The sequence below is a fragment of the Janthinobacterium sp. J1-1 genome (assembly GCF_030944405.1).
In the GTDB taxonomy this organism is placed as follows: Bacteria; Pseudomonadota; Gammaproteobacteria; order Burkholderiales; family Burkholderiaceae_D; genus Janthinobacterium.
Genome location: NZ_CP132339.1, coordinates 6281213 through 6301686, shown reverse-complemented (window position 1 = coordinate 6301686; position 20474 = coordinate 6281213). Strand labels below are relative to the sequence as shown.

Annotated in this window: 23 protein-coding genes; 17 read left to right on the top strand and 6 right to left on the bottom strand. The window is 64.3% G+C overall.

All coding sequences use genetic code 11. The features are described from left to right. Positions 1–49: 49 nt before the first annotated feature. The gene (locus Q8L25_RS28760) at positions 50–967 is read right to left on the bottom strand and encodes a LysR family transcriptional regulator (protein WP_308922635.1); all 918 of its coding nucleotides are present in this window, start codon (positions 965–967) and stop codon (positions 50–52) included. A gap of 127 nt (positions 968–1094) precedes the next feature. Here Q8L25_RS28760 and Q8L25_RS28755 point away from each other — a divergent pair, with 127 nt between their 5' ends. Then, on the top strand, positions 1095–1700 hold the full coding sequence (locus tag Q8L25_RS28755; protein WP_308922634.1) for an FMN-dependent NADH-azoreductase: 606 nt from the start codon (positions 1095–1097) through the stop codon (positions 1698–1700). A 244-nt stretch (positions 1701–1944) separates the two neighbouring features. Continuing rightward, complete coding sequence (locus tag Q8L25_RS28750; protein WP_308922633.1) at positions 1945–2199, top strand: hypothetical protein; 255 nt, start codon at positions 1945–1947, stop codon at positions 2197–2199. Here the strand turns inward: Q8L25_RS28750 and Q8L25_RS28745 are convergent, their stop codons facing one another. Beyond that, positions 2200–2436 carry a TIGR02450 family Trp-rich protein gene (locus Q8L25_RS28745; RefSeq protein WP_308922632.1) on the bottom strand — a complete coding sequence of 79 codons (237 nt, stop codon included), beginning with the start codon at positions 2434–2436 and terminating at the stop codon, positions 2200–2202. 72 nt (positions 2437–2508) lie between these two features. On the opposite strand from Q8L25_RS28745, the gene Q8L25_RS28740 reads away from it, so the two are divergent. Both Q8L25_RS28740 and pncB read left to right on the top strand, forming a co-directional pair. After that, positions 2509–3372 carry a cysteine hydrolase gene (locus Q8L25_RS28740; protein ID WP_308922631.1) on the top strand — a complete coding sequence of 288 codons (864 nt, stop codon included), beginning with the start codon at positions 2509–2511 and terminating at the stop codon, positions 3370–3372. Positions 3373–3450: 78 nt separating this feature from the next. Next, positions 3451–4641, top strand: a complete 1191-nt coding sequence (gene pncB, locus Q8L25_RS28735) for a nicotinate phosphoribosyltransferase (protein WP_308922630.1) — start codon at positions 3451–3453, stop codon at positions 4639–4641. Positions 4642–4647: 6 nt separating this feature from the next. Here pncB and Q8L25_RS28730 read toward each other — a convergent pair whose 3' ends face one another. Continuing rightward, positions 4648–4947, bottom strand: a complete 300-nt coding sequence (locus Q8L25_RS28730) for an antibiotic biosynthesis monooxygenase family protein (RefSeq protein ID WP_308922629.1) — start codon at positions 4945–4947, stop codon at positions 4648–4650. Positions 4948–5159: 212 nt separating this feature from the next. On the opposite strand from Q8L25_RS28730, the gene Q8L25_RS28725 reads away from it, so the two are divergent. From Q8L25_RS28725 to Q8L25_RS28710, 4 genes are all read left to right on the top strand, one after another. Beyond that, on the top strand, positions 5160–5741 hold the full coding sequence (locus tag Q8L25_RS28725) for a DJ-1/PfpI family protein (protein ID WP_308922628.1): 582 nt from the start codon (positions 5160–5162) through the stop codon (positions 5739–5741). Positions 5742–5798: 57 nt separating this feature from the next. Further along, positions 5799–7046 carry an ATP-binding protein gene (locus Q8L25_RS28720; protein ID WP_308922627.1) on the top strand — a complete coding sequence of 416 codons (1248 nt, stop codon included), beginning with the start codon at positions 5799–5801 and terminating at the stop codon, positions 7044–7046. A 24-nt stretch (positions 7047–7070) separates the two neighbouring features. Beyond that, the gene (locus tag Q8L25_RS28715; RefSeq protein ID WP_308922626.1) at positions 7071–7730 is read left to right on the top strand and encodes a response regulator; all 660 of its coding nucleotides are present in this window, start codon (positions 7071–7073) and stop codon (positions 7728–7730) included. 135 nt (positions 7731–7865) lie between these two features. Next, positions 7866–8561, top strand: a complete 696-nt coding sequence (locus tag Q8L25_RS28710) for a Crp/Fnr family transcriptional regulator (protein WP_308922625.1) — start codon at positions 7866–7868, stop codon at positions 8559–8561. An 8-nt stretch (positions 8562–8569) separates the two neighbouring features. Here Q8L25_RS28710 and Q8L25_RS28705 read toward each other — a convergent pair whose 3' ends face one another. Beyond that, positions 8570–9769 (bottom strand): MFS transporter, encoded by a 1200-nt coding sequence (locus Q8L25_RS28705; RefSeq protein WP_308922624.1) that lies wholly within the window; start codon positions 9767–9769, stop codon positions 8570–8572. A gap of 95 nt (positions 9770–9864) precedes the next feature. On the opposite strand from Q8L25_RS28705, the gene Q8L25_RS28700 reads away from it, so the two are divergent. From Q8L25_RS28700 to Q8L25_RS28675, 6 genes are all read left to right on the top strand, one after another. Continuing rightward, the gene (locus Q8L25_RS28700) at positions 9865–10314 is read left to right on the top strand and encodes a helix-turn-helix domain-containing protein (RefSeq protein WP_308922623.1); all 450 of its coding nucleotides are present in this window, start codon (positions 9865–9867) and stop codon (positions 10312–10314) included. Next, the gene (locus Q8L25_RS28695) at positions 10311–11522 is read left to right on the top strand and encodes a D-amino acid dehydrogenase (protein WP_308922622.1); all 1212 of its coding nucleotides are present in this window, start codon (positions 10311–10313) and stop codon (positions 11520–11522) included. The genes Q8L25_RS28700 and Q8L25_RS28695 overlap by 4 nt, the downstream gene beginning before the upstream one ends. Continuing rightward, positions 11523–12488 (top strand): helix-turn-helix domain-containing protein, encoded by a 966-nt coding sequence (locus Q8L25_RS28690; protein ID WP_308922621.1) that lies wholly within the window; start codon positions 11523–11525, stop codon positions 12486–12488. It abuts the gene before it with no gap. 134 nt (positions 12489–12622) lie between these two features. After that, a complete protein-coding gene (locus Q8L25_RS28685; RefSeq protein WP_308922620.1) occupies positions 12623–13306 on the top strand; it encodes a M24 family metallopeptidase in 684 nt (227 codons plus the stop codon). 128 nt (positions 13307–13434) lie between these two features. Further along, on the top strand, positions 13435–14418 hold the full coding sequence (locus Q8L25_RS28680) for a saccharopine dehydrogenase NADP-binding domain-containing protein (RefSeq protein ID WP_308922619.1): 984 nt from the start codon (positions 13435–13437) through the stop codon (positions 14416–14418). Between the two features lie 10 nt (positions 14419–14428). Next, positions 14429–14755, top strand: coding sequence for a nuclear transport factor 2 family protein (locus Q8L25_RS28675; RefSeq protein WP_308922618.1), 327 nt, complete (start codon positions 14429–14431; stop codon positions 14753–14755). A 30-nt stretch (positions 14756–14785) separates the two neighbouring features. On the opposite strand, the gene Q8L25_RS28670 is transcribed toward Q8L25_RS28675, so the two are convergent. Both Q8L25_RS28670 and Q8L25_RS28665 read right to left on the bottom strand, forming a co-directional pair. Continuing rightward, positions 14786–15865 (bottom strand): hypothetical protein, encoded by a 1080-nt coding sequence (locus Q8L25_RS28670; RefSeq protein ID WP_308922617.1) that lies wholly within the window; start codon positions 15863–15865, stop codon positions 14786–14788. Between the two features lie 56 nt (positions 15866–15921). Continuing rightward, positions 15922–16944, bottom strand: coding sequence for a MerR family transcriptional regulator (locus Q8L25_RS28665; protein WP_308922616.1), 1023 nt, complete (start codon positions 16942–16944; stop codon positions 15922–15924). Between the two features lie 340 nt (positions 16945–17284). Here Q8L25_RS28665 and Q8L25_RS28660 point away from each other — a divergent pair, with 340 nt between their 5' ends. The 3 genes from Q8L25_RS28660 to Q8L25_RS28650 all read left to right on the top strand — a co-directional run bounded on the left by Q8L25_RS28660 (position 17285) and on the right by Q8L25_RS28650 (position 20453). After that, complete coding sequence (locus tag Q8L25_RS28660; RefSeq protein WP_308925820.1) at positions 17285–18295, top strand: zinc-binding alcohol dehydrogenase family protein; 1011 nt, start codon at positions 17285–17287, stop codon at positions 18293–18295. Position 18296: 1 nt separating this feature from the next. After that, on the top strand, positions 18297–19448 hold the full coding sequence (locus Q8L25_RS28655) for a mannitol dehydrogenase family protein (RefSeq protein WP_308922615.1): 1152 nt from the start codon (positions 18297–18299) through the stop codon (positions 19446–19448). Between the two features lie 93 nt (positions 19449–19541). Continuing rightward, positions 19542–20453: a GntR family transcriptional regulator gene (locus tag Q8L25_RS28650; protein WP_308922614.1), complete on the top strand. Its 912-nt coding sequence runs from the start codon at positions 19542–19544 to the stop codon at positions 20451–20453. The last annotated feature ends 21 nt before the right edge of the window (positions 20454–20474 follow it).

Below are 20474 nucleotides of genomic sequence, written 5' to 3'. Positions count from 1 at the left end.
TGATTCCTTGTTGAGGTGAGTGCCGCATCATACCGCTGGCTGCGCCGTCTTAAAACCCCCGTTCCAGCAACAGCGGCAACTGCTCCGCAAACCGCTCCATCAGCCACTTGCCCGCCTGTCCCGGCGGCGTGTCGGCGCGCTGTATCAGGTAGATCGGATAATCCTCGCCGCTGTCGACCGACAAATGCAGCGGCACCAGGCGGCCGGCGGCCAGGTCCTCGCGCACCATGGATTCGGGCATATTGCCCCAGCCCAGGCCCGCGCGCAGCAGAGCGTGCTTGGAGCCGAGGTCGCCCAGGCGCCAGTTGCGCAGGCCCAGCACGCCGAAATCCTGGCCCGCGGTCAGGCTGCTATGGTCGCTGAGCACCAGCTGCACGTGTTCGCGCGCCACCGCCGGCAGGATCGGTCCCGCCATCTGCGCCAGCGCATGCGCCGGCGCGGCCACCGGGATCAGGCGCACATAGCCCACCGCCAGACGCTCGAAGGCGTCGGCGCTGGACGACATCCAGCCGCCCACGCCCAGGTGGCAGCTGCCGTCCATCACCAGCTGCGTGACCATGCCCATGCCCTCGATGCGCAGGCGCAGGGCGACGGTGGGAAACTGCGCCTGGAATGCTTCCAGCATGCGCACCAGCACGCAGGTGGGAAACATCACATCGACCACCACCGACACTTCCGCTTCCAGCCCGCCGGCCAGCGCCTTGGCGCGCGCACGCATGGCGTCCACCTTCAGCGCCACCGTGCGCGCATCGGCCAGCAGGGCCTTGCCGGCGTCGGTCAGGGTCGGTTTGCGCTTGCTGCGGTCGAGCAATACCACATTGAGCTGCTCTTCCAGGTTGGCGATGGTGTAGCTGATCACCGATTGCGTGCGGTGCAGCTGGCGCGCCGCATGGGCGAAGCCGCCCGCGTCGATCACGGCGACAAATACCCGCAACTGGTCCAGCGATGGTTGGCCCGGCTCTCTCATGACTGATCCACATCCATAAAATCGATAATAAGAATAGAAATTTACACGGTTTCATCGATAGTAGATGCGGACTAAGATAAGTGCAAGCGCAGCAGCGCATCCCGTCACCGTTTTAAAGGAATTCATCATGGCAAACGTACTCCACATCAATAGCAGTGTGCGCAACAACGGTTCCTTGTCGCGCCAGTTGTCGGGCGAACTGGTCGCCAAGCTGGCCGCGCAAGGCAACACCATCGTCACGCGCGACCTGGCTGCGCAGCCGGTGCCGCACCTGACCGAAGAGATGATGGGCGCCTTCTTCACGCCGGCCGAGCAGCGCAGCGCGCAAGCGGCGGCCACCGTGCAAATCTCCGACACCCTGGTCGACGAGCTGCTGGCCGCCGATATCCTGGTGCTGGCCGCGCCGATGTACAATTTTTCCGTGCCATCGACCGTCAAGGCGTGGATCGACCACGTGGCGCGCGCTGGCCGCACCTTCCAGTACACGGCCACCGGCCCGGTCGGCCTGGCCACCGGCAAGAAAGCCTATATCTTCACTGCCAGCGGCGGCGTGTACAGCGAAGGCGCGGGCGCCGCGTATGACTACCTGAGCACCTATTTGCGCACGGCGCTGGGCTTTATCGGCATTACCGACATCACCTTCGTGCAAGCCGAAGGCGTGGCGCTGGGCGAAGAAGCGGTGGCCGCCACCCTGGCCAAAGGCCGCGGCACGATCGAAGCGCTGGCCGCCTGATTCCGCATTTCCCTTGTCTCCCCCTTGCGGCGCCGTGATCACGGCGCCGTTTTTCTTTTGTGCCGCCTGTTCTGGCGGCTGTTTTGCATTTCACGTCATGAGATCAAGTAAATGCACATTCGTGCCGTGCAACCCCTTTGCTGCGCCGCAAAAGTGATATATTTTATATACCCTTGATTTTCCGTAAATTTCCTGCGTGAGCGCGACCGGAATTAATCCATCTTTCTTTTATGGAGCAAACCTCGTGCCGATCAAATATGTTGGTTGTTATGAAATTGATTACACCGCCGAACGCTTGCGTGGCTGCGGTACCTGGGGCGCATATGTCGCCATCTTCACGCAGTCGCCCAATCCCATGCACCGCTACAATGTGACGAGCAAGCAGCGGGTCAGGGCCGATCACCTGTTTGCCACCGAAGCGGAAGCGCAGGAGCAGGCGGCGGACGCGGCGCAGACGCTGGTCGAGTCGCGCCAGCGCAGGTATGTCACCGGCGCCTGATCACACCCAGCCTTGGCGCCACACGCTGGCGTCCCGCAGCGCGCGCCACGGCAGGATCTGCACGCGCTGCGTATGCACGGCCTGCAGCTGCACGTGCGTCACTGGTGCGTCAGGCGACTCCGGCTCGACCACCTTGATGACGATAAAATGCTTTTCCTTGTCGAGGGGCGCGGCGGCCGTCCATTTGCTGTGCAGCAGCTTGTTGGCGTTCAGGGGATTGCGGGCTGGCAGCTTCATCGGCGGGCGTGCGTTGGCGTGGTGGCGAAGTTGCCATTATGATGGACATTCCCGCCACGCACGAGGATCGCCATGAAACGCCAGCTGCACCTGCTCATTATCGACCCGCAAAACGATTTTTGCGACTTGCCCGCCGAGTCGCTGCCCAGCGGCTTTGCGCCCAGCCTGCCCGTCACGGGCGCGCACCAGGACATGCTGCGCGTGGCGCAGTTGATCCGCGACGGCGGCGCCGGCCTCACGCAGATCAGCGTCACGCTCGACGCCCACCACCACTACGATATCGCCCACCCGACCTTCTGGCGCACGGGTGATGGCGGCGCGGTTGCCCCGTTTACCCAGATCAGCGCGCAGCAGCTGCGCGAGGGGGCCTTTGTGCCCGCCGCGGCCGGCGCCTTGCCGCGCGCCCAGCACTATCTCGACGCGCTGGAAAGCGCCGGGCGCTACCAGCTGATGGTGTGGCCCGTGCATTGCGAGATCGGTTCCTGGGGCCAGAATATCCATGGCGCCGTGCGCGCCGCCTACAACGCGTGGGAAGCGGCGCAGCTGCAAGTGGTGGCCAAGCTGTCCAAGGGCTCCAACCCGTGGACCGAGCATTATTCGGCCGTGATGGCCGAAGTGCCCGACCCGCAGGACCCCGCCACCCAGCTCAACATTCCTTTTCTCGACAGCCTGGTGTCGGCCGACCGGATTTATATTTGCGGCGAGGCCGGCAGCCATTGCGTGAAAGCCAGCACCGAACATATCGCCGATTATCTGCAGGCGCAGCAGGGCAGGGAAGCGCTGGCGAAGCTGGTGCTGCTGACCGACTGCATGAGCCCGGTTACCGGCTTTGAAGCGCAGCAGGAAGCGTTTATTGCTGCGATGCTGGCGCGCGGCGCGCGGCTGGCGACGTCCACGGAAATCCTGCCCGAGCTGTTGGCCAACCAGGCGGCCTGAGCGGCCGCGCAAGCGCACGCAACCGAAATCGCGGCAAAGGCGTACTATTCTGGCTACAGTAAAGTGGAGAAACCCTACATGACCCCGATAGTACGCAGTTTGCTGGAAACCGATCTGTACAAATTCACGATGTGGCAAGCCTTGCTGCATGGTCATCCGAACACCCATACCGAATACGAATTCGTTTGCAGGAATACCCCGGCCTTTCCGCTGGCCGAACTGAAACAGGAAGTCGAAGAGCAGCTCGATCACCTGTGCTCGATGTCGTTTGCCGACGACGAGCTGGCCTACCTGCGCACCCTGCGCTTCATGAAAAGCGACTTTGTCGACTTCCTGACGGTGTTCCGCTTCCAGCGCAAATTCATCGACGTCAGCACCGAAGGCGACCAGCTGGTCGTGCATGCGGCCGGTCCGCAAGTGCATGTGATGGGCTTTGAAATCTTCGTGCTGTACATCGTCAACGAGCTGTATTTCCGCCGCTTCAATCTCGATGACGCACTGACCGAAGGGCGCGCGCGCCTGAGCGCCAAGGTGGCGGCGCTGAAGGAATTCGGCAAAGTGCCGCGCCGCAAGCACCCGTTCGAGTTTTCCGACTTCGGCGTGCGCCGCCGCTTTTCCGGCGCCTGGCACGACGAAGTGGTGCAGCGCCTGGCGCGCGAAGTGCCCGAGTATTTCAAGGGCACCTCGAACGTCTACCTGGCCAAGCAGCTGGGCATCGTGCCGATCGGCACCATGGCGCATGAATACATGCAGTCGTTCCAGTCGTTTGGCGTGCGCCTGCGCGACTTTCAAAAGGCCGCGCTCGAGGACTGGGTCCAGGAATACCGTGGCGACCTGGGCATCGCCCTGACCGACGTGGTCGGCATGGACGCTTTCCTGGCCGACTTCGACCTGTATTTCGCCAAACTGTTCGACGGCCTGCGCCACGATTCGGGCGACCCGGTCGAATGGGGCGAAAAAGCGCTGGCCCATTACGCCGCCCTGCGCATCGACGCCAATACCAAGCGCCTGGTGTTTTCCGACGGCCTGGACCTGGAAAAAGCCATCGCGCTGTACCAGCACTTTGCCGACCGCATCATGACGGGCTTCGGCATCGGCACCAACCTCACCAACGATGTGGGTTTGACACCGCTCAATATCGTCATGAAGCTGGTGCGCTGTAATGGCCAGTCGGTGGCGAAATTGTCGGACTCGCCGGGCAAGACGCTGTGCAAGGACGAAACGTTTTTAGCCTACCTGCGGCAGGTGTTTCACCATCCTGCCGTTTGAGTTTCTTTAAAAGCCCGTCACGACAGTTTCCATATGTTCGACCTGTGGTGGCGCGGCAAAGAATTCGCCGACCAGCGCGCGCCAGGACTGGAACGCCTCGCTGCCGCGGAAATGCACGGTATGGTCTTCCAGGGTGGTCCAGCCCACCACCAGGCGATAGGCATCCGTATTCTCGATCGAGCGTTCCAGGCGCATCGACTCGCAGCCCTGCGCGCCCTGGAACAGCGGCACGGCCTGGGTGACGGCCGCTTCGAAGGCGGCGTGGCTGCCGGTCTTGACCTGGATATGGGCAATTTCAAAAATCATGGCGTTTCCACTGAAAGATTGAGGGAGCTCGATGGTGCCATAACTTGCCGCCCTTTGCGCGGGCAGGGCGGCGACTGCCTGTTGTGCAGTGCAATGTAATTGTTTGATAATGTCGGGAAAAGACAGGCAAGCGGCCTTGATCGCAGTAAGATATGGGCAGGCGCACGTTTGTGGTGCATGGTTTATTGACGATTTTTTCATGGGAGAAGCAAATGGCAGCGAAAAAAATTCTGTTTTTGACCGGCGACTTTGCAGAAGATTATGAAACGATGGTGCCTTTCCAGGCCCTGCTGATGCTGGGCCACACCGTGCACGCCGTCTGTCCCGGCAAGAAAAGCGGCGACACCATCAAGACGGCCATCCACGATTTCGAGGGCGACCAGACCTACACCGAAAAGCCGGGCCACCTGTTTGCGCTCAACGCCAGCTTCGACGAAGTGTCGCCAGCCGATTACGACGCGCTGATGATCGCCGGCGGACGCGCGCCCGAATACCTGCGCCTGAACGACAAGGTCATCGCCTGCGTGCGCCATTTTGCCGAAGCCGGCAAGCCGGTGGCCGCCGTCTGCCACGGCGCGCAGTTGCTGGCCGCCGCCGATGTGATCCGCGGCAAGCGCATTTCCGCCTATCCGGCCTGCGCGCCGGAAGTCAAGCTGGCCGGTGGCGAGTATGCCGACATCGCCGTCACCGATGCGGTGACGGACGGCCAGTTCGTCACGGCGCCGGCCTGGCCCGCGCATCCGGCCTGGCTGGCGCAGTTCGTCAAGCTGCTCGGCACCGAGATCCGCCTGTAATGTTGTGCGTCCCGCCGTGCCGCCACGCCGGGACTTTTTGGAAGAGTCGATTCTGTCATGCATGTGCCGCGTAGCCATCCCACCCGCAAACAATTGCCCGCCTCGCGCTGGCGCCAGCGCCGCCAGGCGCAGCTGCCGGCCGGCCTGAGCGCCGCGCAGGAGCGGCAGCTGGCGACCTTGCAGGATATCTCCACCTTGCTGGCGGGCCAGCACGCCATCGATGAACTGTGCCGCGGCTTCCTGCGCCATGTGATGGATTTTTCCAGCGCCGTGGGCGGCACCGTGCGCATCCTCGATCCGCTCAACGATACGGTGCATATCGTCGTCCATGAAGGCATCTCGGACGCGATGATCGAGGAAGAGCACTGCATGCGCAACAACGACTGCCTGTGCGGCGCGGCGGTGGCGCAGGGCGTGATCCAGATCCGCGACTTTCGCAAGGTGAATTTGCTCAATCTGGACGCGCCGGAGCGCTTCCGCTGCCACGAAGAAGGCTTCAGCGCGATCGCCGTGTTTCCCATCGTGGTGCGCGAGAAGCCGATCGGCAGTTTTTCCCTGCACTTTGTGAAAACCACCGTGCTGGGAGAGCAGCAGCATGGCTGGCTGGCAACCCTGGGTCACAGCCTGGGCATCGCGATCGACAACCAGCGCCTGATCGCGCGCGAAAAAGAATTTGCCATCGCGCGCGAACGCAGCCTGCTGGCCGAAGGCCTGCACGACAGCATCGCGCAAAGCCTCAATTTCATCAGCCTGCAAGTGCAGATGCTCGACGATTCGGTGCGCCGCGGCGAGCTCGGTGAAGCGGCCGAAGTGCTGCCGCTGATGCGCATGGGGGTCGAGCAGAGCTACCAGGATGTGCGTGAATTGCTGGTCAATTTCCGCACGCGCTGGCATGGCAGCGATCTGGAAGGCAAGCTGGCCGAAGTGCTCGACAAGTTCGAACTGCAGACCGGGATTGCCAGCGCCTTGCTCATGACGGGCAATGGCGCGCCGCTGGCGCCGGAACAGCAGTTGCAGGTGCTGTTCATCGTGCAGGAAGCGCTGTCGAATATCCGCAAGCATGCGCAAGCGGGCGCGGTGCAGGTGACGGTCGACAACGGCCGCGATTTTTTGCTGCAGGTGCGCGACGACGGCAACGGCTTTGCGGCCAACCTGCGCGACCAGAAAACCGAGGTGCAGATCGGCCTGCGCATCATGCAGGAACGGGCCGAGCGGCTCGGCGCCCGGTTTGCCATCGACAGCACGCCAGGGGAAGGCACGACGATCTCGCTGGCCTTGCCGGAAGCACGGCGCCAGACCGCCTAACAGATAACCAGGTAACTCATTACAGTGAACGAATCAATCAACGCACCCATCACCATCCTGCTGGTCGACGACCATACCTTGCTGCGCAGCGGGGTCAAGCTGCTGTTGCAGCGCAATCCGCAATTCCAGGTGGTGGGCGAGGCCGCCAACGGACTCGATGGCGTGGCGCTGGCGGGCCAGCTGCAGCCCGACGTGGTGCTGATGGACCTGAACATGCCCGGCCTGTCCGGCGTGGAAGCGCTGCAGCAGATCCTGCTCGAGTGGCCCGAGATGGTGGTGCTGATGCTGACGGTGTCCGAAAACGCGGCCGACCTGGGCGCGGCCCTGCGTGCGGGCGCGCGCGGCTACCTGCTGAAAAACATCGAGGCCGAGCAGCTGGGCCAGGCGATACTGCGCGCCGCCGCCGGCGAATCGGTGATCGCCGATGCCATGACGGCCAAGCTGGTGTCGCAGTTCCGCAGCGGGCAAAGCGCGCCCGAGGCCGACTATGACAAGCTTACGCCGCGCGAACGCGAAGCGATGGCCTGCCTGGCGCAAGGCATGAGCAACAAGGAAATCGCGCGCCAGCTGGACGTGGCCGAAAGCACCGTCAAGATCCATGTGCAAAATATCCTGAAAAAGCTCAAGCTGAGCAGCCGCGTGCAGATCGCCGTGTATGCGGTGGAACGCAACCTGGGCAAGTAAAACCGCCAGGCAACCCTGGAAAAATTGATCTGCATGCCGCTTTTGGCTAGTTGGCCCCTACTCCCTTTGACGTATGGTCTTGACGCTGCCCTCCCATTACACTTAGTTATTCGCTAATCAAATGAAGAGAGTGTCATGCATAAGGTCAACGTCGACGGCTTGTTGTCGAGCCAAGCTCTGTTTCGCCATATTTCCCCTTCGCAGCTGGAACAATTGCGCCAGGATGTGGTGCGTGTCGAAGTAGAAAAAGGCAAGGTCCTGTTCCGCAAGGGGGAAGTGGCGGAAGGCGCTTATGTGGTCGTCTTCGGCCTGGTCAAGCTGAGCGTGTTTTCGATGGAAGGCACCGACAAGGTCCTGGAACTGATCCGCCCTGGCCAGAGTTTCGGCGAAGCCATGATCTTTCTCGACGAACCCTATCCTTTCTGCGCCGAAGCGCTCGAACACTGCCTGTTGCTGCGCATTCCGCCACACGCGCTTCTGCGCCTGCTGGACCAGTCGCCGCGCATCGCGCGCCAGATGATGAACAGCCTGTCGCACCACCTGATGGGTTTCATCCGCAATGTGGAACGCTGCTCGGTGCAGAACGCCACCCAGCGCGTGGTCGAATACCTGCTGCAGGCGTCGGACCAGCAGCGCTCGAACGAAGTCAAGCTGGACCTGAAAAAGAGCCTGCTGGCGTCGTTCCTGAACCTGGCGCCGGCCACCCTGTCGCGCGTGCTGCACCAGCTGACCGACCTGCACCTGATCAAGGTCAGCGGCTCGCTGATCCAGATCCAGCCCGATGCCTTGAAAACCTACCGTCACGGTTCGACCACGGCGCTGCTGAATTAAGTCTTGTTTCAGGCTTGTTCAGCCGGCAAGGTCAGCCGCCAGAACAGCAAGGCAAGCAAGCTGACCGCCGCGCCCAGCGCGCATACCCCATGCCAGCCCGCCAGCGCATACACGCTGGTGGCGGCAATCGCACCCAGTCCACTCCCCACCGCATAAAACAGCATGTAGCAGGCCACCAGCCGGCTGTGCGCATCGCTGTCGTCCTTGAAGATCAGGCTCTGATTGGTGACGTGAATCGCCTGGCCCGCCAGGTCCAGCGCGATAATGCCGACGATCAAAGGCCACAACGCGCTGCCGGCAAACGCCAACGGCAGCCACGACACGAGCAGCAGCAACAGCGCCGCGCCAGTAGTCCATTGCGCGTGGCCACGGTCGGCCAGTGCTCCCGCGCGCGCCGCGCCCAGCGCTCCCGCCACGCCCACCAGCCCGAAGGCGCCGATGGCCGCATGGCTGTAGCCTTGCGCGCTCAGGGGAAATACCAGCGCGCTCCAGAAAATATTGAACACCGCAAACAGCAGCAGCGCCAGCACGCCGCGCACTTGCAGCACACGATTGGTTTTCAGCAGATCCAGCATCGACGCCAGCAGGGCGCCATACGACAGCCGTTTCATGACGGGAGCAGGCGGCGGCAGCATGCGCCACAGCAGCAACAGCAAGGCCAGCGACAGCACGGCGGACAGCAGATACACGGCGCGCCAGCCGGCCAGGTCCGTCACCACGCCCGACAAGGTGCGCGCCAGCAGCAGGCCGATCACCACGCCGCCCTGGGCCGTGCCGACCACGCGGCCCCGCTCATGCCTGGGCGCCACGCTGGCCGCATAGGCGATCAGCCCCTGCGTCATCGCCGTGCCCAGCAAGCCCGCCAGCAGCATGCCGGCCAGCAGGGCGGCGGTCGAGGTGGCACAGGCCAGCACCGCCAGGCTGGCGCCCAGCAGCACCAACTGGACCAGGGTCAGCCTGCGCCGGTTCAGCATGTCGCCCAGCGGCACCACCAGCAGCAGCGCCAGCGCGCAGCCGGTCTGCGTGGCCGTGATCACCATGCCGCTGCCCGCATCCGTCATGCCGAACTCGTGCGCCAAGGTCGCCAGCAACGGCTGGGCGTAGTAGACATTGGCCACGCACAGGCCGGCCGCCGCGGCAAACAGCCAGACCAGGGAGGGCGCCAATGCAGGTGCCAATGTAGCGGCGGGAGGAGACGTATCGCGCATCGTGATTCTTTCAGATGAGTGGTTGCAAATTAAAACCAGTTGGAGTTTATGCCGGCAAGTTTTAAAATGCAACCACTGATTCCTGGAGACCCCTGATGGCCAAGCGCAAGAGTTTGCGGTCCGATCCCTGCCCGGTGGCGCGCGCGCTCGACGTGGTCGGCGAGCGCTGGGCGCTGCTGATCGTGCGCGATGCCTTCGACGGCATGCGCCGCTTCGGCGAATTTCAAAAGAGCCTGGGCGTGGCGCGCAATATCCTGGCCGACCGCCTGCAGGGGCTGGTGGAAGAGGGCATCTTTACCATCGCGCCCGCGTCGGACGGCACCGCCTACCAGGAATATGTGCTCACGCCCAGGGGCTTGGCGCTGTTCCCGGTGGTGGTGGGCTTGCGCCAGTGGAGCGAAGCACAGCTGTTCGCTCCCGGCGAAGCCCATTCGAGCCTGCTGGAAAAGCACGGCGGCGCGGCGCTGCCAACCATGCAGGTCGTCAGCAAAGATGGCAGGGTGCTGCAAGCGAGCGACACGCAGGTGCGCAAGGTGCGGCCATGACGAAAGTGGCCGTGATCGGCGGCGGCATCACGGGCGTGACCACCGCCTATGCGCTGGCCAAACGGGGCGTGGACGTGACCCTGATCGAGCGGCACCGCTATGCGGCCATGGAAACCTCGTTCGCCAATGGCGGCCAGTTGTCGGCCTCGCACGCGGAAGTGTGGAACCACAAATACACGATCCTGAACGCCCTGAAATGGATGGCCAGGCGCGACGCGCCGCTGCTGCTGCACCCGCGTCCCGGCTGGCACAAGCTGTCGTGGTTTGCCGAATTTTTGGCCGCCATGCCGCACTACGAGCGCAATACCATCGCCACCGCGCGCATGGCGATCGACGCGCGCGAACATTTGTTTGCATGGGCGGCCGACGAGGCCATCGATTTCGATCACCGCCGCGCCGGCATCCTGCACGTCTATCGCGAGCGCGCCGGTTTCGAGCGCGCGGCCGGCGTGTCGCGCCTGCTGGCAAAAGGAGGACTGGTTCGCCGCGCCGTCACGCCGGACGACATGCGCGCCATCGAACCCGCGCTGGCCGGGGAATTCTTTGGCGGCTACTACACGGACAGCGATTCCACCGGCGACATCCACAAGTTCACCTCGGGCCTCGCCGACGCCTGCGCGCGCCGTGGCGTGGCCTGCCGCTACGGCCAGTCCATCACCTCCCTGAAACCTGAAAACGGCCGCGTGCGCGTCACCACCGATGCCGACAGCAGCGTGTTCGATGCGACCGTGATCTGCGCCGGCACCGCCAGCCGCGCCATGGCCGCCATGCTGGGCGACCATGTGAATGTGTATCCCGTCAAAGGCTATTCCATCACCGTGCACCTGGACGATGCGGCCAGCCGCGCGGGGGCGCCCAGCGTCAGCCTGCTCGACGACGCCACCAAACTGGTGAGCAGCCGCCTGGGGGCAGACCGGCTGCGCGTGGCCGGCACGGCCGAATTCAATGGCGAAAACCGCGATATCCGCGCCGACCGCGTGGCGCCTTTGCTGCGCTGGGTCGAGCGGCATTTTCCGCAGGTGCACACGCGGCGCGTGATCCCGTGGGCGGGACTGCGCCCGATGCTGCCGGCCATGCTGCCGAAGGTGGGCGCGGGCCTGGCGCCGGGCGTGTTCTACAACACGGGACACGGCCACCTGGGCTGGACCCTGGCGGCGGCGACGGCCGAAATGGTCGGCGATGCGGTCACGGCGCAGGCACGCTCGTAAATGCCGACCGTCGCCATCCTGATCTTCCCCGGCGTGCAGGCGCTCGACGTGACGGGGCCGATGGACGTGTTTGCCGAAGCGAACAGTTTTTTGCCACCCGAACGGCAGTACAGCATCGAGGTATTGGGCACGCAGGATGGCCTGATGCGCTGCTCGAACGGCTTGCCGCTGGCCGCGCACCGTCATTATGCGCAGGCCCTGGATGCCCATGATCTGCTGCTGGTGGCCGGCGGACCGGGCCTGCCCGCGCAGCCCCGGGACGCGGCCCTGAGCGACTGGCTGGCGCAGGCGGCGGCCAAGGCACGGCGCCATGGCTCGATCTGCAATGGCGCTTTCCTGCTCGGCCATGCGGGCCTGCTCGACGGTAAGAAAGTGGCCACCCACTGGAACGACGCGGCCGCGCTGGCCGCCTGTTTTCCGCTGGCGCGGGTCGATGCGGACAGCCTGTACCTGCACGATGGGACATTGGTCAGCTCGGCCGGCGTGATGGCCGGCATCGACCTGTCGCTGTCCTTGCTGGCCATCGATGGCGGCGCCGCGCTGGCGCTGCAGGTGGCGCGCCGGCTGGTGGTCTACACGCAGCGCCAGGGCGGCCAGTCGCAATTCAGTCCGTACCTGACGCCGATGCCGGACGCCGCCTCGCCGGTGGCGCAGGCGCGCCAATACGTGCTTGATCACCTGGCGGACGATCTCAGCGTGGACACCCTGGCCCGGCAGGTGGCCATGAGCGCGCGCAATTTTGCCCGCGTCTTCGTGCGCGAGCTCGGTGTCACGCCGGCGCACTTTATCGAAAGCGCCAGGCTGGACGCGGCGCGCGCGCTGCTGGAGGCTTCCGATGAACCGCTGAAGACCATCGCCTGGCGCTGCGGCCTGGGCAGCGCCGACCAGCTGCGCACGGTGTTCCGGCGCCGCCTGGGCGTGTCCGCCACGCAGTACCGCCTGAATTTTTCCAGCCGCGGCGCCTGACGCGGCGCGATGGCCGGAATGCGCGGTAGGCTGTCCGGAAAGCGCGCCAGCCGGCACCCCATGGCAGGGGCGTGCAAACCTATACTTTCCTTGCAGGCGCGCCACCGTGGCAGCGCCGCTGACAAGGATCAACAATGGAAGAAATCGCCCTGGCCGCCGAACGAGTCGGCCCCGCTTTTACGGAAGACGGCATGCTGCTGGCGCGCCGCAAGACCCGCGAGGCCATCGCCGCCATCGCCGCGCGCGTCGAACCCGGCATGGTCGAGGAAGACGCCGTCGCCATGGCCAAACAAGTACTGGCCGACATGGGCCTGGCGCTGAGCTGGCACCCCACGCGCGTGCGCTTTGGCGCGAACACCACCAAGGCCATGAAGCGCGCGTCCGAGCCTGGCGTGATCCTCAAGGAAAACGACATCTTCTTTATCGATATCGCCCCGCGCGTGCAAGCCTGGGAGGGTGATGGCGGCGCCACGTTTACGGTGGGTCAGGGTGCTGACCACGCCCGCTGCGCTCGCGACGCCGAAGCGCTGTTCCATGCCGTGCGCGCAATCTGGCAGCGAGAGCGCCTGACCGGCCAGGCCTTGTATGCCTGGGCGGAAGAAGAAGCACGCAAGCTGGGCTGGGAACTGAACTTCGACCTGGGCGGCCACCGCGTGTCGGATTTTCCCCACGCGACCATTTACGCCGGCGCGCTGGCGGAGCTGAAAACGACACCGTCAGCCATGCGCTGGATACTGGAAATCCATCTGCGCCATCCGACCCTGTCGTATGGGGCCTTCTTTGAAGACATGCTGCTCGATGACTGTTTTTACGCGTAGTTCCGGCACCGTCAGCGAACCAGGCCTGCAATGCAAAAGCAGGAACAGGCAGGTTTCAGGCAGGATCGGGTGGGTGCGCTGCAGGCGCCAGTCCTATCATCGTCCTCACTGAACATACCGGAAGCTATATGAAAAAACTGATGATCTATGGCGCGACGGGCTATACCGGCCGCATGGCGGCGCAGCACGCCGCGGCAGCGGGTACGCCGCTGATACTCGCCGGGCGCAACGAGGCGGCGCTGGCATCGCTGGCCGCCAGCCTGGGTGTGGAATACCGGGTCTTTTCGCTCGACGACCAGGCCGCGATCGAGCGCTCGCTGCATGGCGTCGCCGTTCTCCTCAACTGCGCGGGGCCGTTTGCCAGCACCGCCGGTATCCTGATGCGTGCCAGCATCCGCCATGGCGTGCATTATCTCGACGTCGCCGCGGAACTGGACGGCTATCGCCTGGCCGAATCGCTCGATGCCGACGCCACGGCCGCAGGGGTGATGCTGTTGCCGGGCAGCGGCGGCAGCGTCGCCATGCTCGGCTGCCTGGCCGGCCACACCGTGGCGCGCACCAGCCATCCGGCCAGCATCCGGGTGGCCATGCATGTCACCGGTGGCCTGTCGCGCGGTTCGGCCGTCAGCGCCATGGCCAGCGTCACCGCCGAAACCCTGGCGCGCGCCTATGGGGCGCTGGTCGCCCAAGCGCCCGGAGCGATCCGGCAGCTGGACTTTGGCAAGGGGCCCGTTGACTGCTTCCAGGTGACGCTGCCCGATCTCGTCACGATCTGGCGCGCCACCGGCGTGCCTGGCATCGAAGCATATGTCCACGTGACCGGCGAGGGCTTTCCACAAGGCGACCTGTCGGCGCTGCCGGACGGCCCCGATGAACAGGAACGGCTGGCCAACCGCTACCAGGCCGTGGCAGAGGTCACCAGTTCTGACAGCGCCGTCGTGCGCTCGGTACTCGATACGGTCAACGGCTACACGTTCACGGCGACGGCCGCCGCCGAGGCGGGCCGGCGCGTGCTGGCCGGCGAACATCGCCCGGGCTTCCAGACGCCTGCCATGTTGTTCGGCAACGGCTTTGCCGAGACCATCGCCGACACCACCATCGTCGATATCTGAGGAGGGGAACATGGAACAGCTCGTCGATGCCTTTATCCAGCGCGCGAACGCCTTCGACGTCGATGGCGTGCTGGCCCTGTTTGAAGCCGATGCGGTCATCGACGATGTGTCGGTGGGAGACGCCTTTGCCGGCGCCGATGGCATACGCCGCTATATCGAGCGGTTTTTCGTGGGCTATCACACCAGCACCAGGCTGGTGTCGCTGGAGCGGCTGGACGATGCCGCCGCCATCGCCCGCGTCGATTTCACCGGTGACTTCGGCCACGAGACCGGCATGCTCAGGATACGCACCGGCGCCGCCGGCCTGATCGTGCGCATCGACGCGGACCTGGACTGAAGCCTGGACTGAAAGCCACGGCACAGCGCTCTATGGCATGGAGTCGCCGAGCGCGGCGCGTCCCTGCGGCGTCAGGAACGGCGCCACCTTCGCATACGGCACCTTGAAATCCTGCTCGCAGCCACTGCCATAGGCTTCTTCCCAGAAGCGCACGCCCGTGTCCGTCAGGCTCAGGTGATAGTAGCCGTGGCCCTGGTAGTCGCCCTTGCACTCCTGGTCGATCGCCGCATCCTTGAACAACATGGTTTTCAGCTTGGCCGGCAGGGCGCTCATGTCGTGGCTGCCGGCGTCCGATTTGCCGCCGAACCATTGCCACACATCGACCTCCTTGCCCGTCTGCAGATCCCAGGTGCGGAACTGGTTGCTGATGCCATTGCGGCCCATGCCGGCGGCCCAGCGGTAAAAGCTGACCGTCACATGGCGCGCGGACCAGAAGGTCGGTTCCGCATGCACCTCGTCTTCCATCACGCGGCCATCCATGCCGAGAAAATTGCGGCGCTGCTCGAAGTACTCGGCCAGGTTCGCCTTGTTCTTTGGCAGGAGCGCGCGCAGCTGGCGATTGACGCTGGCGATTGCCGGCGCGGTTGGCGTCAGCAGTTCGACCGTGACCTGGTCGGCCAGGCGCAGGCTGCGGAAGGTGCGGTCCTTGCGGTCCTTGAACAGCATGGCGCGGCTGGTGACCAACTTGGGAAAATCTTCCAGCGCGGCGTTGTAGGCGCTGCTGGCGCAGGGCTGCTCTTCGCCGGCCGGCGGGCGTACCAGCCGCAGCTGGAGCGGCATGGTCTTGCCGTTTTTGGGATGGCGCCAGGTGCCGGCCAGCTGGCCGTCCTTTGCCGGCGCCAGTTGCCAGCTGCCTGTCTTGTCGTCGCCGTCCGTCACTTCCATCCACGGCGTCTCGCCCCTGGTCTGCAGCAGGCCGATCGGCGTCTTGTGGCGCGCGTAGTAGTAATTGCCCCGGTTGTCGAACTTGCTGGGCAGGTTGAAGCAGGCGGTGATTTCGGTGTTCCCCAGCTTGCCCTGCCAGACGCCGGCCAGCTGGCCGTTGTCGGCAGGTGTGCCTGCCTGCGCCAGTGCGGGCAGGCAGGCGAGTAAAAAAGTCAGTCGGCGCATCGCTTGTTCCATCGAAGAAGATGGGGGATTCTACAATGGCCGCACCGACTTGCTCCTTACTCTTGCGCCACCCTGGCCATCGCCGGCGCCAGGTAGGCGATCATCTGCGGCGTGACAAAGCTGCCTTGCAGCAGGCGCGGTTCCTGCTGGTGCGCCTGGCGAAATTTCAGCTGCGTGGCGGGGTCCTTGCCCGCATACGACTGGAACAGTTCTCTCCATTGCCGCGCCAGTGCCAGCACCGCCGGATCGTCGGCCGGTGTCTGTCCATCCATGGCCGCGCGCACGGCGGCGATCAGGGCCGGCCATTCACCGGACCGCTGGCCGTAGTTGGCCTGCAAATACGCGTATTCGGCGTCGTCGAGAAAGGGGCGGTACAGCGCGATGCGCGAGGCGCCAAACGCCCCCGTCACGAACCGCATCAGTTCCGCATCGATGCCGGTTCTGGCCTGCATGCCCGGCTCCTGCCCGTGCATGGTATTCAAGCGCGCAAACAGGCCGGGGTGGGCGCTGGTGTCACGCACCAGCTTGACCATCCATTCGGTGCCCAGCGCCTGCGCGTCAAGCGAGGCGGATGCCGCACCCGCGTCCATCAGCGCCCGCACGCGCGCCACCAGCGCCTGCCATTCCTGTTCCACTGCCGTGTCGGACAGCATCGGCATTTGCCGCACTTCTTCCTGCGTAAAGTATTTGTCGATCATGTTCATCTGCTCCATCGTGGTCAGCCATTCGGCCAGTTCCGGTTCCTGTCCCTGTTCCAGCTGCGCTTGCAGCACCAGCAGGCGCGTGCGCAGGCTGCTGGCCTGCGCCAGTTGCTGGTCCAGCATGGCGATCTGCCTGGCCACGATGCCGGACAGGGGCAGGTCGGACCTGGCCAGTGAGTTTGCGATCTCGGCCAGCGACAGCCCGAACCGGCGCAGCGCCATGATCCGGTGCAGCCGGTCCATGTCGCCATGCTGGTACAGGCGGTAGCCAGCCTGCGTGCGCGCCGAAGGCGAGAGCAGGCCGATGCTGTCGTAGTGGTGCAGGGTGCGCACGGTCAGGCCGGTCAGCCTGGCCAGCTCGCCTATTTTCAACAGCATCGTCTTCTCCTGGTCTTCGTTGCGTATATCCACGATGGCGCCTGACGCTACGTCAGGGTCAAGCAGGAATGTAGCAGAGGACGAAAAAAAACTGCAAAAAAGAATCCGTTGACCTTCATTTTTTTGTACGGTATATTTATAAAACCGAACAACGGCTGCAGTACGACAGGCGCGTTCGGGCCACATGGCATTACGGAACAATCGTTGTGCGGCGCAGCAAGAAGCGCCATCGGCAGGACTGGAAAGACAATCCGCACAGACGGATTTTTTTTACAGTTGGTTTGTACGTTAAATATAATATGCCACCGGCAACGACCGGATGGCGAGAGAGACGACCATGATGAAAAGTATCGTTTGCGATACGCCGGGCAGCTTGCGCATGGAGCAGCGGCCCGTGCCTGTCCCCGCCGGCGACGAAGTACTGGTGCGCATACGCCGCATCGGCATCTGCGGCACCGACATGCATATCTTCCGCGGCACCCAGCCCTTCCTCAGCTATCCGCGCGTGATGGGCCATGAATTGTCCGGCCATATTGAAAGCGCGCCAGCTGGTTCGCGCCTCGCCGCCGGCGACCAGGTCTACGTGATGCCCTACCTGTCCTGCGGCACCTGCGTGGCCTGCCGCCAGGGCAAGACCAACTGCTGCACCCGCATCGAAGTGCTGGGCGTGCACCGCGACGGCGGCATGACCGAATACCTGGCGCTGCCGGAACGCTTTGTCTTCAAGACCGAAGGCATTTCGCTCGACGACGCGGCCATGATCGAGTTCCTCGCCATCGGCGCGCACGCCGTCAAGCGCGGCGCGGTCGACGCCAACAAGCGCGTGCTGGTGGTGGGCGCCGGCCCGATCGGCATGGCCGTGATGCTGTTTTCGTCCTTGAAAGGGGCCGAGGTGACGGTGCTCGATGGGCGCGCCGACCGCCTGCAGTTCTGCCGCGACGCGCTGGGCATCACGCGCACGGTGCAGCTGGGCGACGGCGACAAGGAGCAAATGTCGAACGCCACCGAGGGCGAGTTCTTTGACGTGGTATTCGACGCCACCGGCAATATCGCCGCCATGGAACGGGGGCTGGAATTCGTCGCCCACGGCGGATCGTATGTACTGGTGTCCATCGTGCGCGACCGCCTGTCGTTTTCCGACCCCGAATTCCACAAGCGCGAAACCACCTTGCTGGGCAGCCGCAACGCCACCGTCGATGATTTCGAGGAAGTGGTGGCGGCCATGAAGGCGGGCAAAGTACCGACCGCGCTGCTCAATACGCACCGCACCACGCTCGACGAATTCACGAACGTGCTGGAAGACTGGATGCAGCCGTCGGCGGGCGTCATCAAGGCCATCGTCGAGGTCTGAGATGACAGCTAACCCGACTCTCCAACACAATCCCATCCTGCAGTTCGGCACCAGCCGCTTCCTGCAGGCGCATGCCGACCTGTTTGTCAGCGAGGCGGCGCAAGCTGACCAGGCACTGGGCAATATCACCATCGTGCAAACGACGAACAGCGCGCAGGGCGCGGCGCGGGTGGCGGCGTTTCGCCAGGCCGGCGGCTATCCGGTGCGCATCCGCGGCTGGCAGGACGGCGCCGAAGTCGACGACGAGCGCCGCGTGCACGCCGTCACGCAAGCCTGGCAGACTGGCAGCGACTGGCCGCAAGTGCGTGCGGCGGCCGTGGCCGCGCGCGTGATCCTGTCCAATACGGGCGACACGGGCTACCAATTATCCGAATCCGACCATGCCGGCCTGCTCGATGGCGAGGTGGCGCCGCACAGCTTTCCCGCCAAGTTGCTGGTGCTGCTGCATGGCCGCTATCTGGCCGGCGCGGCGCCCATCACGATTTACCCGTGCGAACTGGTGGTCGACAATGGCACCGTGCTGCGCGAACTGCTCGTCAGTCTGGCGCGCCAGTGGCAGCTGGCCGCCGCCTTTATCGCCTACCTGGAGACGGGCTGCGTGTGGATCAATTCCCTGGTCGACCGCATCGTCTCGGAACCGATAGAGCCGATCGGCGCCGTGGCCGAACCGTATGCGCTGTGGGCCATCGAAGCGCAACCGGGCATGGTGCTGCCGTGCAGCCACCCGCAACTGGTGGTCACCGCCAGCCTGCGCGAGTACGAGCAGCGCAAGTTATTCCTGCTGAACCTGGGCCATACCTACCTGGCGCAGCTGTGGCTGGATAGGGGCAGTCCGGCGTCGATGACGGTACGGGAAGCGATGCAGGATGGCGCCATGCTGGCCGCGCTCGACGCGCTGTGGCAGGACGAAGTGCTGCCCGTGTTTGCCGCCATGGGCGCGCGCGAAGGCGAGGCCGCCGCTGCTTACCTGGAACAGGTGAAAGAACGCTTCAATAACCCCTTCCTGGCGCACCGCCTGGCCGATATCGCGCAGAACCATGGCGAGAAAATCCGCCGCCGCATGGCGCCCGTGGTGACGCTGGCGCAGCAGCTGTGCCCGACGCTGGCCCAGCCGCAGCTGCGCGCCTTGCTGGCGACGGGAGTCCAACAATGATGATCCCGTCCGCCTGCCGACCCAACCCGATATCGACTAAAATGGCCCACTCTCCCACTTTCCCTGTCGCCGACATAGCGAGCACCCCCATCCATGTCAAAACCGGCCACCGTCTTCAAGCGCAGTACCAATCTGCTGTTGCAATTTCTCGCCGAGAATGTCGCAGTGGGCGAGATGCTGCCGACGGAGCAGTTTCTGACCACCATCTGCCAGGGCAGCCGCACGGCGATCCGCAGCGCGATTGCGTATCTGTCGACGCGGCGGCTGATCAGCAGTCCGGCCGAACGGCGGCTGCTGAGGAAGCCGATACCGGGCGATTACTTCGATATCGCCGAGCTGCAATCGGGCGCGGAGCGCATCCAGCAGGTGCTGATGGAGCGCGTCTACCAGCGCGACATGCCGCCGGGCGCCGAGTTTTCGGAAGCGGAGCTGGCGCGCGAGGCGGGCGCCAGTACCGTCAGCGTGCGCGAATTCCTGATCGGTTTTTCGCGCTTCGGCCTGATCGAAAAGAAGCCGCGCGGCGGCTGGCGCCTGTGCGCCTTCGACAGATCCTTCGCCACCGAGCTGGCGGACATGCGGCGCATGTTCGAGATGGCGGCCGTGGAGCATTTTGCCCACTTGCCGCACGGCGATCCGGCGTATGCGGAACTGGCGCGGCTGATCAAACAGCACGAGAAGCTGGCGGCCAAGATCGACACGCGCCACAATGCCTTTCCGGCGCTGGACCGCGAGTTCCACACCTTTTTGATCGGCCTGTTGAACAACCGCTTCGCGCAGGGCTTCTACGATATCGTCTCGTTCGTGTTTCACTATCACTACCAGTGGGACAAGGGCGAGGAAAAGGGCCGCAACCAGTACGCGGTGCAGGAACACCTGGCGATTTTGCGGGCCCTGGCCGAGCACGACATACCGAAGGCGCTCGAGTGCATGAAGTCGCACCTCAATTCCTCGCGCAGCACCATGCTGTCGTCGATCGGCACGCGCGAAAAACTGACGCAGTCGTAAGCATCAATGCCGGGGAGGGCG

What these genes read in the sequence shown, in the direction of transcription:
- Q8L25_RS28760 (WP_308922635.1), bottom strand. Translation starts at nt 967, where the DNA reads ATGAGAGAGCCGGGCCAACCATCGCTGGACCAGTTGCGGGTATTTGTC.
- Q8L25_RS28755 (WP_308922634.1), top strand. Translation starts at nt 1,095, where the DNA reads ATGGCAAACGTACTCCACATCAATAGCAGTGTGCGCAACAACGGTTCC.
- Q8L25_RS28745 (WP_308922632.1), bottom strand. Translation starts at nt 2,436, where the DNA reads ATGAAGCTGCCAGCCCGCAATCCCCTGAACGCCAACAAGCTGCTGCAC.
- Q8L25_RS28740 (WP_308922631.1), top strand. Translation starts at nt 2,509, where the DNA reads ATGAAACGCCAGCTGCACCTGCTCATTATCGACCCGCAAAACGATTTT.
- pncB (WP_308922630.1), top strand. Translation starts at nt 3,451, where the DNA reads ATGACCCCGATAGTACGCAGTTTGCTGGAAACCGATCTGTACAAATTC.
- Q8L25_RS28730 (WP_308922629.1), bottom strand. Translation starts at nt 4,947, where the DNA reads ATGATTTTTGAAATTGCCCATATCCAGGTCAAGACCGGCAGCCACGCC.
- Q8L25_RS28725 (WP_308922628.1), top strand. Translation starts at nt 5,160, where the DNA reads ATGGCAGCGAAAAAAATTCTGTTTTTGACCGGCGACTTTGCAGAAGAT.
- Q8L25_RS28720 (WP_308922627.1), top strand. Translation starts at nt 5,799, where the DNA reads ATGCATGTGCCGCGTAGCCATCCCACCCGCAAACAATTGCCCGCCTCG.
- Q8L25_RS28710 (WP_308922625.1), top strand. Translation starts at nt 7,866, where the DNA reads ATGCATAAGGTCAACGTCGACGGCTTGTTGTCGAGCCAAGCTCTGTTT.
- Q8L25_RS28705 (WP_308922624.1), bottom strand. Translation starts at nt 9,769, where the DNA reads ATGCGCGATACGTCTCCTCCCGCCGCTACATTGGCACCTGCATTGGCG.
- Q8L25_RS28700 (WP_308922623.1), top strand. Translation starts at nt 9,865, where the DNA reads ATGGCCAAGCGCAAGAGTTTGCGGTCCGATCCCTGCCCGGTGGCGCGC.
- Q8L25_RS28695 (WP_308922622.1), top strand. Translation starts at nt 10,311, where the DNA reads ATGACGAAAGTGGCCGTGATCGGCGGCGGCATCACGGGCGTGACCACC.
- Q8L25_RS28690 (WP_308922621.1), top strand. Translation starts at nt 11,523, where the DNA reads ATGCCGACCGTCGCCATCCTGATCTTCCCCGGCGTGCAGGCGCTCGAC.
- Q8L25_RS28685 (WP_308922620.1), top strand. Translation starts at nt 12,623, where the DNA reads ATGGAAGAAATCGCCCTGGCCGCCGAACGAGTCGGCCCCGCTTTTACG.
- Q8L25_RS28680 (WP_308922619.1), top strand. Translation starts at nt 13,435, where the DNA reads ATGAAAAAACTGATGATCTATGGCGCGACGGGCTATACCGGCCGCATG.
- Q8L25_RS28675 (WP_308922618.1), top strand. Translation starts at nt 14,429, where the DNA reads ATGGAACAGCTCGTCGATGCCTTTATCCAGCGCGCGAACGCCTTCGAC.
- Q8L25_RS28670 (WP_308922617.1), bottom strand. Translation starts at nt 15,865, where the DNA reads ATGCGCCGACTGACTTTTTTACTCGCCTGCCTGCCCGCACTGGCGCAG.
- Q8L25_RS28665 (WP_308922616.1), bottom strand. Translation starts at nt 16,944, where the DNA reads ATGCTGTTGAAAATAGGCGAGCTGGCCAGGCTGACCGGCCTGACCGTG.
- Q8L25_RS28660 (WP_308925820.1), top strand. Translation starts at nt 17,285, where the DNA reads ATGAAAAGTATCGTTTGCGATACGCCGGGCAGCTTGCGCATGGAGCAG.
- Q8L25_RS28655 (WP_308922615.1), top strand. Translation starts at nt 18,297, where the DNA reads ATGACAGCTAACCCGACTCTCCAACACAATCCCATCCTGCAGTTCGGC.
- Q8L25_RS28650 (WP_308922614.1), top strand. Translation starts at nt 19,542, where the DNA reads ATGTCAAAACCGGCCACCGTCTTCAAGCGCAGTACCAATCTGCTGTTG.